This is a genomic window from Streptomyces sp. NPDC048420 (assembly GCF_040651535.1).
GTDB lineage: Bacteria > Actinomycetota > Actinomycetes > Streptomycetales > Streptomycetaceae > Streptomyces.
This window is the reverse complement of record NZ_JBEZKG010000017.1, coordinates 34059-47739: the sequence shown is the minus strand read 5'-3', so window position 1 is coordinate 47739 and position 13681 is coordinate 34059. Positions and strand designations below refer to the sequence as shown.

Below are 13681 nucleotides of genomic sequence, written 5' to 3'. Positions count from 1 at the left end.
AGTGAGATCGAAACTGCTAGCGCAAGGTGCCCCGTCTGAGAGAGAAGCGTGCCGCGACGCTAGATCGCTTCCTTCGATGGCGTGAGGGGCTCTCCAGACTTACGTACTACAGGCAGAACGCTCCACGGGAAATTGATCCAGCGATCAGTCGTCTTCCACACGTACTCGCACTTCACCAAAGACTGCGGCTTCTCGTAGATCACAGCCGAGCGCACCTCCGCAGCGTGGGCCAGCGCGAAGTCATGTACGAGTCTGAGGGTCTTCCCGGTGTCGGCGACATCATCTGCGACCAGGATCTTTTTCGAACTGAAGTCGACCACATTGGGCACCGGAGGCAGCATGACAGGCATGTCCAGCGTCTTGCCGACACCCTCGTAGAACTCCACGTTGACAAGGTGGATGTTCTTGCAGTCGAGGGCGTACGCGAGGCCACCGGCGACGAAGACGCCCCCGCGGGCGATGCTGAGCACGATGTCGGGGACGTAACCGTCGTCCGCGATGGTCTGCGCGAGTTCGCGGACGGCGGTGCCGAACGCCTCGTAGGTGAGGTTCTCCCGTACGGCGCTCATACCTGGGTCCGGTGGAAGTTGAGGAACGAGCGGGAGGCGGTCGGTCCGCGTTGGCCCTGGTAGCGGGAGCCGTAGCGCTCGCTGCCGTAGGGGAACTCGGCCGGCGAGGAGAGCCGGAACATACAGAGCTGGCCGATCTTCATGCCCGGCCAGAGCTTGATCGGCAGCGTGGCGAGGTTCGACAGCTCCAGGGTCACGTGACCGCTGAAGCCCGGGTCGATGAAGCCCGCGGTGGAGTGGGTGACGAGCCCGAGGCGGCCGAGGGAGGACTTGCCCTCCAGGCGGGAGGCGAGGTCGTCGGGGAGGGTGACGACCTCGTAGGTCGAGGCGAGGACGAACTCGCCGGGGTGCAGGATGAACGGCTCGTCGCCCTCCGGCTCCACCAGCCGCGTCAGATCGGCCTGCTCGACGGAGGGGTCGATGTGGGGGTAGCGGTGGTTCTCGAACACCCGGAAGAAGCGATCGAGGCGCACGTCGATGCTGGACGGCTGCACCATGGATTCGTCGTAGGGATCGATCCGCACGCGTCCGGCGTCGATCTCGGCCCGGATGTCCTTGTCTGAGAGAAGCACGCCCCGAGGATACGCAAGGCGCGCGGACCGACCACCATCGGACGGACCCGCGCGCCTGGTACTGAACTTCTAGTGCTTCTCCAAGGTCACCTGAACGACGCTGCGAAGCCGGGCACAGCGAGGACACCGGACGAGGCGTCCGGGACCGAGGCGCTCGGCCTGCTGCATCGGGAACGAAGCGGTGCTGAACACGTGCCCATCGGCACAACGGACGACGGTGCGCTCCATCAAGTCCAAGAGTCCCTTCCCCAAGAGCCGCGTCGGGCTACTGCTCACCTGACGACAAATGCCACATTACGGGATCGATGGGACGGCCCTCCAGGCGGCACTCCGGTCCCGCCCGGACCCTCTTCCACCCCTCCACCGTACGCCCCAACTCCCGCCCCCCGCAGCCCCGTCCCACCCCTGAAACGCAGTCAGGCCCCACGGCTTCGACGCCGGGGGCCAGGGATGAGGTAAGGTGACAGTGCGTTTCGACACCGGCCCGTCCGGCGTCTCGCGCGGGTGTAGTTTAGTGGTAGAACATCAGCTTCCCAAGCTGAGAGTGCGAGTTCGATTCTCGTCACCCGCTCCAACTTGAACCCCCTGGTCATGGACCCGGGGGTTGTTTGTTGTCTAGACCATTTCGGGGGTTCCGTGCCCTCCGCGTGCCCTAAGTGCAGGTCAACCACCCCACAGGGTCATCTTCCGGCGCCGGTCTGGACCAGAGGCGGCAGCTCTCGACTCACCGCTTCAACCCCGCCACCTGTTCAGGAGCCGTGTTGTCAGTGGTGCTCATTGGGCTTCTTGATGTCACCGACGACAGGAGGCCGCGCATGGCCGAGTTCGAGATCAACAAACGGGCCCTCGATGGTCCGGTCGCCGGTGTCGCCGTAGTAACCGGTCGCGGACGCGGAGACAAGGACGCGGGGCGGGGTGGACGATTCGGCGCAGGCCCGCGCGATGGTGCGGGTTCCCAGTGCGCGGCTGCGGCGGATCTCCTCTTTGTACGCGGCGCTCCAGCGCTTGTCTCCGACCCCGGCGCCGGCCAGGTGCACGACGGCGTCCACAGTGTCCCCGGCTGGGCGGTCGTCCGTCGTCTCTCCAAGCACCCGGCGGGGCTGCTGCGGTGGCTGGTGCCCGTGCTCGTGGTCGTGTCGTTCGCGCCCGACCTGTCCCTGCTCGGTGGCGGCACGCCCGGCAGGGGGCCGTTGGCCGTCGCTGCGCTGATGGTGATGCATGGGGTGGTCGCGGTCGTCGCCGTCGCCGCCTATCGGCCCGTTCTGCCACTGCCTGTCCGCTGACGCTGCCTGGCGTGCGCGACCGTGCCGGCTGCGGGCTGCGGGCTGTGTCCCGGGAGTCGGGGCGACCGAGCTCCGGGACACCGCTGTTCGCGCGCAGGAACGGCCGTGCACGTCTTTCGTCCGCGTGACGGTTGCCCATCCCATCCACCGCGTGGATAACCCGGATACGGGATTCGGATTGCGCTGGGGATGGCAACGGCGCCTTGGCGCCCCCATAGTCGTCGCTACCGCACGCCGCTGTCCGGATGCCGCCGGCGTGCGAGTCCCCCAGCATGCCGTGCGTCGTCGGCGCCCGTTAGGCATGCCCGCTCCCTTACGCCGTTCCCTGGAGTCGCCATGCCCGGTTCCGTGCCCCCGCCGCCTCCCGCCGCGGTCGATGCCACCGCTCCGTCAGCCGTCGCCGTGTCGGGCCCGGCCCATCTGCTGCGGGTGACCCTTCTGATGGCGGGCAGCTGTCTGCCGATCCTGGGGGCGGTGTTGATCGCCCCGGTGCTGCCGAAGATGCAGGACCACTTCGCGTCGGTCCCGGGGGCCAAGGCGCTGGTGCCCCTCGCGCTCACGGTCCCGGCGCTCGCGCTGGCGCTGCTGGCCCCGTTCGCCGGTGTGATCGTGGACCGGGTGGGCCGCAAGCGCCTGCTGGTCGTGGCGACCCTGCTGTACGCCGCGTTCGGCACCGCCCCGCTCTGGCTGGACTCGCTGGGAGGCATCATCGCCAGCCGCGCCCTGGTCGGAGTCGCCGAGGCCGCGATCATGACAGCCTGCACGACCCTGATCGGCGACTACTACAGTGGTCGGCAGCGGGTGAAGTACCTCGCCCTGCAGACCATGTGCGCCTCGGCATCGGCCACCGTCTTCTTCGTGCTCGGCGGCGCCGCCGGATCGGCGGGCTGGCGCATGCCCTTCTGGGTGTACGCCGTGAGCCTGGTGCTGGCCCCGCTGATGGCAACCGCCCTGCCCGACCCGGCGGCCCGTGCGGACGGCGACGAGGTCCCGGCCGCGGCTCCGGCCGAGGCGGAGGCCCGCCGCCCGTTCCCCTGGCGGCAGCTGGCGGGCATCTGTGCCCTCACCTTCTTCGGGGCGATCGTCTTCTACACCGTCCCGGTGGAGATGTCGTACCTGCTCGACGACCTCGGGGTGGAGAACACCGGCGTGATCGGACTGGCCACCGCGATCGCCAGTGCCGCCACCGTGGGGGGAGCGGTCGCCTTCGCCCGGCTCAAGCGTTCTCCCGACCCGATGCTTCCCGTCGTTCTCGCGGTCTGCGCGGTCGGCTTCGGGGTGATGTTCCTCGCGGGCAACGCCCCGCTGCTGGTCATCGGGGCGGTCGTCAACTGTGTGGGCACCGGCATGCTGCTTCCCGCCCTTCTCACCAGTGCCATGTCCCGTCTGTCGTTCGAGGACCGCGGCCGTGGCACGGGGCTGTGGACGGCGGCCTTCTTCGGCGGTGAGTTCGTCTGCCCGCTGGTGCTGCTCGCCGGGGAGGCTGCCATCGGCAGTCTCCCCGGTGCGGTGGGCGTGCTGGGGCTGTCCGCCGCCCTCGTCGCGGCGGGGCTGTGGGCGGCCCGCCGTCGTACGGGTGCCGTCGATCCCCGGTCGTTGCCGGAGCAGTTGGCCTGAGGGGGCAGGCCGGTGTACGGGCGCTGTCGGTCCTTGGCCGTTGCCGGAGCAGTTGGCCTGAGGGCGCGCGGGCCGGCCGTTGTACGGATGTCGTCCGTTCCCGGCTGTTGCCGGAGCGGTTGGCCTGAGGGCAGCAAGGTCCGCCCGCTGTACGGGTGTCGTCCCCAGCGGTTGCCAGGAGCGGTGGTTCTGAGGGCGGCCAGTCCGCCCGCCGACAGCGCGTCACTCACGGGCTGCCGCTGGGCCCGGTCAGAGCCGGCCCGGCGGCAGCCCCGCGCTCTGGTCGACGGTCACGGCCTTCCCTGGGCCCTTGCCGTTGCTGTAGCCGTTGCCCGCCAGCGTCACGCCCACCTCCGCGGCCTTCTGCCGCAGCCAGATGTGGCCCGCGTCCTGCGCGTGCACCGGGTGCCACCACATCGCCTCCCGCACCGGTACCGCCTCGAACGGGCAGGGCAGGACGCGCACCGCGGCGGAGCGGACCGCCTTGCGCGCCAGGCGCTCCTGGATCATCGCGATCCGGCGGGTGCCCTCGACCATGTGGGGCAGCAGCTGGAAGGTCTGCACGGACACCTCCACCTGGGGACTGATCCCTATCATGCTGAGCTGGCGGGCGGCCGGGGCGTCGTAGGGACGCTGGTAGACGGCCCAGGGCAGACGCCCCAGCTGGTCCAGGGTGAGTTCGTCACCGATCTCGGGGTGATCGTCGGCGACCAGGAACAGCCAGCGGTCCTGGTGGAGGTCGACGGCGGGCAAGCCGTCGATGACGCCGTGCGGCATCAGCAGTCCGTCGACGGTGCTCAGCACCGCGGCGGTGTTCTCCACGACGGACGGTGCCGGGTGCTGGAAGGTGAGCCGGATGCCGGGCGCTTCCTCGTGCAGGGCGCGGGCGAGTGCGGCACCGAACACGGCCGCCCCGTAGTCGGAGGCGAGCAGGGTGAACTCACGTGACTCCGCCGCCGGGTCGAAGTCGGCCTGGCTGGCGAAGACCCGTTCCAGCAGGTCGCACGCGGTGGCGCTGCGGTCGCGCAGGGCGGCGCCGAGCGGAGTCAGCTCGTAGGCGTTGCCGGTGCGGGCGAGCAATTCGTCGTCGAAATGACGGCGCAGCCGGGACAGCGCGGCGCTCATGGCCGGCTGGCTGAGGCCGATGCGCTCGCCGGCCCGGGTGACATTGCGCTCCTCCAGCAGCGCGCGAAGGGCGAGGACCAGATTGAGGTCGAGTCGGGACAGGTTCACCGGCAACCACCTAGCAACGAGAGCCATCCATGACGTGGATTCGGCACATCCACAGGATTAATTTCCGTGATTGGTCGATCGGGGTCAGAGTAGACCGCAACCCCGCAGGAGGAAATCTGATGGCAATGCTCGCGCAACCTGCCGGCCCGTTCGCGCTCGGCACGTTCTCCGCTCAGGACGGGGAGTCGTTTCCCGGCCTCCTGGCCAAGGGCCGGGTACTCGACTTGAGCAGTGTCCTGGCCTGGGCACCGTCCAGCGTGCGTGCCGTGGTGGAGCGGTGGGAGGAGGCCCTGCCCGTCCTGCGCGTCCTGGCGGACGAGGACGCCCTCGGCTGGCGGCCGCTGGAGAGCCTGCGGATGCACGCCCCCATCGAGCCGCGGCAGATCTTCCAGTCCGGCGCCAACTACCGGCAACACGTGATCGACCTGGAGGTCGCCCACCGCTCCCCGGACGACCCGCGCACGGTCGAGGAGGCCCGCGAGGAGATCGCCGCGGTCATGGACCGCCGGGCCGCCGAGGACCTGCCGTACGTCTTCATCGGTCTGCCGAGCGCGATCACCGGCCCGTACGACGACGTGGTCCTGCCCGCCTGGGCCGAAAAGCCGGACTGGGAGCTGGAGTTGGCGGCCGTCATCGCCAAGCCCACCTACCAGGTGACGGTCGAGGAGGCCCTGGAGTACGTCGCCGGCTACACCATCGCCAACGACCTCACCGACCGCGCCACCGTGTTCCGCCGGGACATGAAGGCCATCGGCACCGACTGGCTGCGCAGCAAGAACGCCCCCGGCTTCACGCCGCTCGGCCCGTGGCTCGTACCGGCCGAGTCGATCGCGGACACCGGTGACCTGCGGGTCACGCTCAAGCTCAACGGCGACACCATGCAGGACGAGTCCACCAAGGACATGCTCTTCGGAGTCGCCCGGTTGGTGTCGTACGCCTCGCAGACGGCTCAACTCCTGCCCGGTGACCTGGTGTTGACCGGCAGCCCGGCCGGCAACGGCATCCACTGGGGACGCCTGCTGCGCGACGGCGACGTCATGGAGGGTTCCATCACCGGTCTGGGCGTGCAGCGCACCCGCTGTGTCGCGGAGGGAACGACATGAGCCTGAACCGCCGCGACCCGGAGGACGCGATAGCCGAGGCCGCCAAGGCGTACTCCAACTGGGGGCGTTGGGGTGAGGACGACGTGCTCGGCACACTGAACTTCCTCGACGAGGCCAAGCGGCGCGAGGGCGCGGCGCTCGTGCGCCGCGGCGTCAGCTTCTCGCTGTCGCAGCGGTTCGACATGAACGGCCCGCAGAAGGGCTGGCGCCGGCGGACCAACCCGGTGCACACCATGCTCGACACGGGCACCGACGCGGCGCTGGGCAACCAGGGCTTCCCGCACGGCATCGGCGGCGCCGACGACGTGATCGCCATGCCGCTGCAGTGCTCGACCCAGTGGGACGGACTCGGCCACATCTTCGACCACGGATTCGCCTGGAACGGGCGGCGCGCCGACAAGGTGGTCACCTCCGAAGGCGACCTCGTCACCGGCATCGAGCACATGGCGCCGCACGTCGCCGGACGCGGCGTGCTCCTCGACGTCGGCCAGGTCGTCGGCACGGACGGCGAGTTGCCCGACGGGTTCGCCATCACCGAGGAGCACCTCACCCGGGCCGCCGAGGCCCACGGGGTGACCACCGGCCGCGGCGACATCGTGCTCGTCCGCACCGGACACCTCGCCCGCGCAAGGCGCGACGGCTGGGGCGACTACGCGGGCGGCCCCGCGCCCGGCCTGTCGTTCACCACCGCCGGCTGGCTGCACCGCACCGAGATCGCCGCCATCGCCACCGACACCTGGGGCTTCGAGGTCCGTCCCAACGAGTTCGACGACGCCTTCCAGCCGCTGCACCAGGTCGTCATCCCCAACATGGGCCTGCTGATCGGCGAGATGTGGGACCTCGACGCACTCGCCGCCGACTGCGCCGACGACGGCGTGTACGAGTTCTGGCTCACCGCCGCTCCCCTCCCCATCACCGGCGCCGTGGGCTCCCCGGTCAACCCGATCGCCGTCAAGTAACCCGCACCACTAGCGGATGCGCCGTTCCCCGGACAGCAGCGGCGCATCCGGCACCGCACCCCCGTCCCCACCTCTGGCCCGCACTCGCAGCGGGCGAGCCGCAGCTCCCGCCGCCCGAAGTCGCGCGGCCCAACCCCGGGAGGAATCCCCGACATGGCTGACAGCCGCACTCTCCCCCAGCCTCCAGCCGGGGGCACACCCACCGTCCTGGTCATCGGCGGGGGCGCCTCAGGCAACGCCGTCACCATCCTGCTGCGGCGCGCCGGCATCGTCGTCGACCTGATCGAGGCCAAGCCGGACTGGAACGCCACCACCGGCTCCGGCATCACCCTCCAGGGCAACGCCCTGCGGGTCCTGCGCGAACTGGGCGTGTGGGAACAGGTGAAAGCCTCCGGATACGCCTTCGGCTCGCTGGGCGTGACCGCTCCCGACGGTACCGTCCTGTTCGTCGCCGAGGACATCCAGACCGGCGGCGACGACCTGCCCGCCACCCTCGGCATGCAGCGCCCCCAGCTGCAGCAGATCCTCATCGACACGGTCCGCGCCTCCGGCGCCGACGTTCGTCTCGGTGCGCTTCAGCGACGGCAGCGAGGGCAGATACGACCTGGTGATCGCCGCCGACGGACTCAACTCCGCCACCCGCGCCGCGATCGGCGTCACCGACAAACCCGAGCCGACCGGCATGGCCATCTGGCGCGTCGCCGCCCCGCGGCCCGAGAGCGTGACGCGCACCGACCTCGCCTACGGCGGCCCCGCCTACATCGCCGGCTACTGCCCCACCAGCGAGAACACCCTCTACGCGTACGTCGTCGAAGGGTGCCGCGAACGCTCCTCGATCGACCCGGCCACCTACGCCGACGAGATGCGCCGCCTGGCGCAGAGCTACGGCGGGGTCTGGCCGGAGATCACCGAGCACATCACGGACCCGAAGAAGGTCAACTACACCTGGTTCGACCACCTGCTGGTGGAGGGGTCCTGGCACCGGGGCCGGGTCGTGCTGATCGGCGACGCCGCCCACTGCTGCCCGCCCACCCTGGCCCAGGGCGCGGCGATGTCCCTGGAGGACGCCCTCGTCCTCGCCGAGCTGCTCACCAGCGGACGGGACTGGGACGACGAACTGTTCCAGGCCTACCACGACCGCCGTATCCCCCGGGTGCGCACCGTCGTCGAGGCGTCCATGCAGATCGGCCAGTGGCAGCTGGACGGCGTACGCGACGCCGACATGGCCGGGCTGGTCGGCCGCACCATGAACCTCCTCAAGGAGCGCCCGTGACCACCACCGCCTCCTCCGCGCCGACCATCGACGTCCACGCCCACCTCCTGCTCCCGGAGGTCGAGGAGGCCGTCGCCGGTCATCCCGGTCTCGCCGCGGCCCGCGCCCTCGACGCGCGCCGCAACGGACCGGCGGCCCTGGCAGTGAACGGTCCGATGGTCGGCGCGCGCGTGCCGAAGCTGACGGATGCCGCGGTGCGCCTGACGGCCATGGACGCGCAGGGCGTGGACATCCAGCTGGTCAGCCCCTCGCCGTCCCACTACCACTACTGGGCCGAGCCCCAACTGGCCGAGACGGTCTGCCGACTGGCCAACGAGGGCACCGCCGCCCACTGTGCGAAGGCTCCCGACCGCCTGCACGGCCTGGGCCTGGTCCCGCTCCAGCATCCCGGCCTCGCGGCCGGCCTGCTCGACCACGCCCTGGACCAGGGGCTGAGGGGCGTGGAGATCTCCTCGCACGCGCCCGGCCGCGAACTGTCGGACCCGGCGTACGAACCCCTCTGGTCCCGTGCGGAGGAGACGGGCGCCTTCCTCTTCCTCCACCCGTTCGGCTGCACCCTCGACGAGCGCCTGGACCGGTGGTACCTGTCCAACACCGTCGGCCAGCCCACCGAGAACGCGGTCGCCCTCTCCCACCTGATCTTCTCCGGCGTTCTGGACCGTCATCCGGGTCTGAGGCTGATCGCGGCGCACGGCGGCGGCTACCTGCCCACCCACATCGGCCGCTCCGACCACGCCTGGCGGGCCCGTCCCGACGCCCGGGGCTGTGAGCGGGAACCGAGCAGTTATCTGAAGCAGCTGTACTTCGACTCCCTCGTCCACGACCCTCAGGTGCTGCGGGAGCTGCTGCGAGCGGTCGGCCCGGAACGGGTCCTGCTCGGCTCCGACTTCCCCTTCGACATGGGCACCGACGACCCGCTCGGCGCGCTGCGCGCCGCGGACCTGCCCGACACCGACTTCCACTCCGTCCGCGGCACAAACGCCGCCGCTCTGCTCAACCTCGTCTGAGGAGCTCCCCTCATGAGTAACCGCCTGCTCACCCACCTCCGCCACGTCGATCTCGCCGTACCGGACTACGACAAGCAAATCGACTTCTACGCCGGCGTCTGGGGCCTGACCAAGGTCGCCGAGGACTCCGGCATCTCCTTCCTGGCCGCCGAGGGCTCCCCCGAGCAGTACGTCGTCCGGCTGCGCAAGGCCGACGAGAAGCGTCTGGACCTCGTCTCCTACGGCGCCGCGAACACGACCGACGTGGACACCCTCGCCGAACAACTCCTCGCGACCGGCGTGCAGTTGATCTCCCAGCCGGGCAAGCTGGACACCCCCGGGGGCGGGTACGGCTTCCGGTTCTTCGACGTGGACGGGCGCACCATCGAGGTCTCCGCCGACGTCGAGGTGCGGCAGCACCGCAAGATCGAGGAGAAGGAGTCGATCCCGGTCAAGCTGTCGCACGTCGTCCTCAACTCGCCGGATCTGGACAGGACCAAGGCGTGGTACGAGGAGCACCTCGGCTTCCGGCTGTCCGACACGCTCGGCCATCCGCACATCGGCGACGTCATGCACTTCATGCGGATCAGCAACCAGCACCACTCCATGGCCATCGCCAAGGGCCCGCACACCTCGCTGCACCACATCTCCTTCGAGATGCGCGGAATCGACGAGTACATGCGCGGCTCCGGCCGTGTCATCCGCTCCGGCGCCCGCAAGATCTGGGGTCCGGGCCGGCACATGGCGGGCGACAACACCTTCACCTACTTCCTCGACCCGCACGGCAACACGGTCGAGTACACGACGGAGTTGGAGCTGCTGGACGAGGACACCTGGCACCCGCACGTCTACGACTTCTCGAAGCCCGAGGTCACCGACCAGTGGGGCACCGCCAACCCCATGAACGAACTGGTCACCAAGGAGTCCTTCAACGACGTCGACCGCGGCGTCTTCGTCGCCCCGCCGGTCTGATCGGCGAAGCCCTGAGTCCCCGGGGGCGCGGTGACCCTGTCACTGCTCTGACTCCCCTGCCGCGCCCCCGGCCTTCGTGCCATCCCTCACGCCGACAGCCGACAGGAAACTGCCATGCGTTTCGCCACGTACGAGTACCGCGACCGACGCCAGGTGGCCGTCGTCTCAGAGGACGGCACTCTCCACCCCCTGCCCGGCGTCAGCTCACTGACCGGCCTGCTCGCCGAGGGGGGCGGCCTGCCCGAACTGCTCGACGCGGGCTCCGCGACCCTCGACGTCCCGGCCGGCCCCCACGTCTCCGACGTACGCCTGCTGGCGCCGCTCCAGCCGCCCACCGTGCGGGACTTCGTCACCTTCGAGGAACACGTCGAGGGCGTACGACGGTCCGTGGACGGGGCTGCCGGGGTACCGGAGCGGTGGTACGCGGCCCCGACGTTCTACTTCGGCAACCCCTACGCGATGTACGGGCCGCACGACGACATCCCCGTGCCGCCGGGGTCGAGCGTGCTCGACTTCGAGCTGGAGGTCGCCGCCGTGATCGGAAAGGAGGGCTGCGACCTCACCCCCGAGCAGGCCCGCGACCACATCGTCGGCTACACCGTCTTCAACGACTGGTCGGCCCGCGACCTGCAGTCCGCCGAGATGAAGGTCGGCCTCGGCCCCTGCAAGGGCAAGGACACCGCCACGACGCTGGGTCCCTACCTGGTCACCGCCGACGAGCTGGAGAGGTACCGCGACCCGGACGGCTTCCTGAGGCTCGCGCTCACCGCCTCGGTGAACGGCGAGATCGTCGGCAAGGACCTGCTGTCCAACATGAGCTGGACCTTCGAGGAGATGACCGCCTACGCCTCCCGCGGCACCGTCGTCCGCCCCGGCGACGTCCTCGGTTCCGGGACCTGCGGAAACGGCGGCTGCCTCGCCGAGCTGTGGGGTGTACGGGGTGAGCAGTCCCCGCCTCCCCTGAAGCCCGGCGACACGGTCACCCTCACCGTCGAGGGCATCGGCTCAGTCTCCAACACCGTGGTGGCCGGCCCGGACCCCGTGACCGTTCCCGTCGCCCGACGCCGCACGAGGCAACGGCCGTGACCGATCTCCATCCCAAAAGGCTCCTCGGCAGGGTCGTCGTGGTCACGGGCGCGGCCGGTGGCCAGGGCGCCGCGGAGGCCGAGGCGCTGACCCGCGAGGGCGCCCGGGTGATCGCCACCGACGTCTCGGAGTCACCCGGCTGCCGCCGTCTCGACGTCACGAGCGAGAAGGACTGGGCGGAACTCGCCGCCGACCTGCGTGAGGCGTATGGGCAGGTGCACGGCCTGGTCAACAACGCGGGCGTCACCTGGCGGGCCCGGATCGACGACGTACGCCCCGAGGACATGGCCCGGGTCCACGCGGTCAATGTCACCGGCCCGCTGCTGGGCATCCAGCACCTGGCGCCGCTGATGCCGCCCGGCTCCTCGATCGTGAACGTCGGCTCGTCCGCGGCGCTCACCGGCCACTACCCGGTCGCCTACACGGCCAGCAAGTGGGCGCTGCGCGGCCTGTCGAAGACCGCCGCCATGGAACTGGGGCCCCGCGGCATCCGCGTGAACACGATCCACCCCGGCTTCATCGAGACGGACATGACCGCCTCCGCGGCGCCCGCCTTTCGCGAGGCGAACATCCGGGAGACACCACTCGGCCGCACCGGCACGGTCGAGGAGGTCGCCCCGCTCGTGGTCTTCCTTCTGTCCGACGAGTCGTCCTTCATCACCGGCGCCGAGATCCCGGTCGACGGCGGCCTCACGGCGCACGGCGGCGTCAAGTCGATCTCCGACGCCCTTCACCGGTAGCAGCAGAAAGGCCCTCCCACCCATGGACAAGGTCCGCGTGAGCGCGGCCGAGGCGGTCGCCGACATTCCCGACGGTGCGTCACTGGCCGTTGGCGGCTTCGGACTCAGCGGTGTACCCGAGGCCGCGATCCGGGCCCTGCACGAGCAGGGCGCGACCGGCCTCGAAGTCGTGTCGAACAACTGCGGCGTCGACGGGCGCGGGCTGGGCGTGCTGCTGGCCGCCGGACGTATCGCCCGGGTGACCGGGTCCTACGTCGGTGAGAACAAGGAGTTCGCCCGCCAGTACCTGTCCGGTGAGCTGGAGGTGGAGCTGGTGCCGCAGGGCACCCTCGCAGAACGGCTGCGCGCGGGCGGCGCGGGCATCCCTGCCTTCTACACCCCGGCGGGAGTGGGAACGCAGGTGGCGCGGGGCGGTCTGCCCTGGCGGTACGCCCCCGACGGCTCGGTCGCCGTCGCCTCCCCTCCCAAGGAGACCCGCGACTTCCACGGCCGCCCGCACGTCCTGGAGCACGGCATCACCACCGACTTCGCCCTCGTACGGGCCTGGCGCGGCGACCGCCACGGCAACCTGGTCTTCCGCCGCGCCGCCGCCAACTTCAACCCCCTCGCCGCGATGGCCGGGCGGACCACCGTCGCCGAGGTCGAAGAGCTCGGCGCCCGGCGCGTCATGACCCAGGTCAGAAGCTATTCGCCTCCGCAAGCGCCGTCGCTTCCCAAGCTGAGAGTGCGAGTTCGATTCTTGTCACCCGCTCTTCTTGAAGCCCCAGGTCAGCGGCCTGGGGCTTATGTTTTGCCGGGGTCGCCGACCGGTTTCCGGCCCTCACCCCAATGCGATGCGATGTCGTACGAGCTCCCGCGGGCCTCCCGATCTCGCGATGATCCTCGGGGGACTTTCGTCATGAGCCAGCCACGTCCACGATGACGTGTCCTGCCCGGTGGTCCGCGCGGAGCACCGCGCGGGCCGCTACGAGGATCTCCTCATCCATCGACGGCCCGGAGGCCAGGACCTGCAGCAGCCGAGTGCGCCACACGTCGGGGTCCGCCTCGTACGCATGCAGCACCCGTACGCCGTATCCGCGCCGCACGTCGTCGCCGCCGGACAGCCACCGGCGGACCGCCTGCCTCAGCTCGGTATGAAGGTCGTGGACCACTCCTCGTGAAGTGACGCGTTCTCGTTCCGTACCGGTGAGTCCGGCCGCCGCTCCCGTGGCCAACGCGATGGCCACCAGCTCCACTTCGGTCACGCGGACCCCTTCGGTTGTGTGGGTTGTGCGATGTCGTGTCCACC

At 70.2% G+C, this 13681-nt stretch carries 13 protein-coding genes, 1 tRNA gene and 2 pseudogenes; 11 read left to right on the top strand and 5 right to left on the bottom strand.

The window, feature by feature from the left end:
• Window positions 1–59: 59 nt before the first annotated feature.
• Window positions 60–569: a phosphoribosyltransferase gene (locus AB0D34_RS30105; RefSeq protein ID WP_362666943.1), complete on the bottom strand. Its 510-nt coding sequence runs from the start codon at window positions 567–569 to the stop codon at window positions 60–62.
• Complete coding sequence (gene dcd / locus AB0D34_RS30100; RefSeq protein WP_362666939.1) at window positions 566–1141, bottom strand: dCTP deaminase; 576 nt, start codon at window positions 1139–1141, stop codon at window positions 566–568. Before dcd ends, AB0D34_RS30105 begins: the two co-directional genes overlap by 4 nt.
• A 500-nt stretch (window positions 1142–1641) precedes the next feature.
• Here dcd and AB0D34_RS30095 point away from each other — a divergent pair.
• Window positions 1642–1715, top strand: a tRNA-Gly gene (locus tag AB0D34_RS30095).
• Between the two features lie 271 nt (window positions 1716–1986).
• Here the strand turns inward: AB0D34_RS30095 and AB0D34_RS30090 are convergent.
• Window positions 1987–2187: pseudogene (locus AB0D34_RS30090) on the bottom strand (NAD-dependent epimerase/dehydratase family protein); the annotation flags it as partial.
• Here AB0D34_RS30090 and AB0D34_RS30085 point away from each other — a divergent pair.
• Together AB0D34_RS30085 and AB0D34_RS30080 are read left to right on the top strand one after the other, a co-directional pair.
• Entirely contained in the window at window positions 2173–2424 is a 252-nt protein-coding gene (locus AB0D34_RS30085; protein WP_362666936.1) for a hypothetical protein, read from the top strand. The pseudogene AB0D34_RS30090 and the gene AB0D34_RS30085 overlap by 15 nt on opposite strands.
• Window positions 2425–2760: 336 nt before the next feature.
• On the top strand, window positions 2761–4041 hold the full coding sequence (locus AB0D34_RS30080; RefSeq protein ID WP_362666933.1) for an MFS transporter: 1281 nt from the start codon (window positions 2761–2763) through the stop codon (window positions 4039–4041).
• Window positions 4042–4290: 249 nt separating this feature from the next.
• Here the strand turns inward: AB0D34_RS30080 and AB0D34_RS30075 are convergent, their stop codons facing one another.
• Complete coding sequence (locus AB0D34_RS30075; RefSeq protein ID WP_362666930.1) at window positions 4291–5274, bottom strand: LysR family transcriptional regulator; 984 nt, start codon at window positions 5272–5274, stop codon at window positions 4291–4293.
• Between the two features lie 119 nt (window positions 5275–5393).
• On the opposite strand from AB0D34_RS30075, the gene AB0D34_RS30070 reads away from it, so the two are divergent.
• From AB0D34_RS30070 to AB0D34_RS30035, 8 genes and pseudogenes are all read left to right on the top strand, one after another.
• Window positions 5394–6377, top strand: a complete 984-nt coding sequence (locus tag AB0D34_RS30070) for a fumarylacetoacetate hydrolase family protein (RefSeq protein ID WP_362666927.1) — start codon at window positions 5394–5396, stop codon at window positions 6375–6377.
• Entirely contained in the window at window positions 6374–7336 is a 963-nt protein-coding gene (locus AB0D34_RS30065) for a cyclase family protein (RefSeq protein ID WP_362666924.1), read from the top strand. The genes AB0D34_RS30070 and AB0D34_RS30065 overlap by 4 nt, the downstream gene beginning before the upstream one ends.
• 153 nt (window positions 7337–7489) lie before the next feature.
• Window positions 7490–8609 (top strand): annotated as a pseudogene (locus tag AB0D34_RS30060) (FAD-dependent oxidoreductase).
• The gene (locus AB0D34_RS30055; protein ID WP_362666921.1) at window positions 8606–9616 is read left to right on the top strand and encodes an amidohydrolase family protein; all 1011 of its coding nucleotides are present in this window, start codon (window positions 8606–8608) and stop codon (window positions 9614–9616) included. Before AB0D34_RS30060 ends, AB0D34_RS30055 begins: the two are co-directional and overlap by 4 nt.
• Before the next feature lie 12 nt (window positions 9617–9628).
• On the top strand, window positions 9629–10567 hold the full coding sequence (locus AB0D34_RS30050) for a VOC family protein (protein WP_362666918.1): 939 nt from the start codon (window positions 9629–9631) through the stop codon (window positions 10565–10567).
• A 114-nt stretch (window positions 10568–10681) separates the two neighbouring features.
• Window positions 10682–11653 carry a fumarylacetoacetate hydrolase family protein gene (locus AB0D34_RS30045; RefSeq protein ID WP_362666916.1) on the top strand — a complete coding sequence of 324 codons (972 nt, stop codon included), beginning with the start codon at window positions 10682–10684 and terminating at the stop codon, window positions 11651–11653.
• Complete coding sequence (locus AB0D34_RS30040; RefSeq protein ID WP_362666913.1) at window positions 11650–12393, top strand: SDR family oxidoreductase; 744 nt, start codon at window positions 11650–11652, stop codon at window positions 12391–12393. Before AB0D34_RS30045 ends, AB0D34_RS30040 begins: the two co-directional genes overlap by 4 nt.
• 22 nt (window positions 12394–12415) lie before the next feature.
• On the top strand, window positions 12416–13315 hold the full coding sequence (locus AB0D34_RS30035) for a CoA transferase subunit A (protein ID WP_362666910.1): 900 nt from the start codon (window positions 12416–12418) through the stop codon (window positions 13313–13315).
• On the opposite strand, the gene AB0D34_RS30030 is transcribed toward AB0D34_RS30035, so the two are convergent.
• Window positions 13290–13637, bottom strand: coding sequence for a hypothetical protein (locus AB0D34_RS30030; protein ID WP_362666907.1), 348 nt, complete (start codon window positions 13635–13637; stop codon window positions 13290–13292). The two genes, AB0D34_RS30035 and AB0D34_RS30030, sit on opposite strands and share 26 nt — an antisense overlap.
• Window positions 13638–13681 lie beyond the last annotated feature (44 nt).

Bases quoted from the DNA above. Each gene is read 5' to 3' on its own strand.
- AB0D34_RS30105 (WP_362666943.1), bottom strand. From the start codon at position 569: ATGAGCGCCGTACGGGAGAACCTCACCTACGAGGCGTTCGGCACCGCC.
- AB0D34_RS30080 (WP_362666933.1), top strand. From the start codon at position 2,761: ATGCCCGGTTCCGTGCCCCCGCCGCCTCCCGCCGCGGTCGATGCCACC.
- AB0D34_RS30070 (WP_362666927.1), top strand. From the start codon at position 5,394: ATGGCAATGCTCGCGCAACCTGCCGGCCCGTTCGCGCTCGGCACGTTC.
- AB0D34_RS30065 (WP_362666924.1), top strand. From the start codon at position 6,374: ATGAGCCTGAACCGCCGCGACCCGGAGGACGCGATAGCCGAGGCCGCC.
- AB0D34_RS30050 (WP_362666918.1), top strand. From the start codon at position 9,629: ATGAGTAACCGCCTGCTCACCCACCTCCGCCACGTCGATCTCGCCGTA.
- AB0D34_RS30045 (WP_362666916.1), top strand. From the start codon at position 10,682: ATGCGTTTCGCCACGTACGAGTACCGCGACCGACGCCAGGTGGCCGTC.
- AB0D34_RS30035 (WP_362666910.1), top strand. From the start codon at position 12,416: ATGGACAAGGTCCGCGTGAGCGCGGCCGAGGCGGTCGCCGACATTCCC.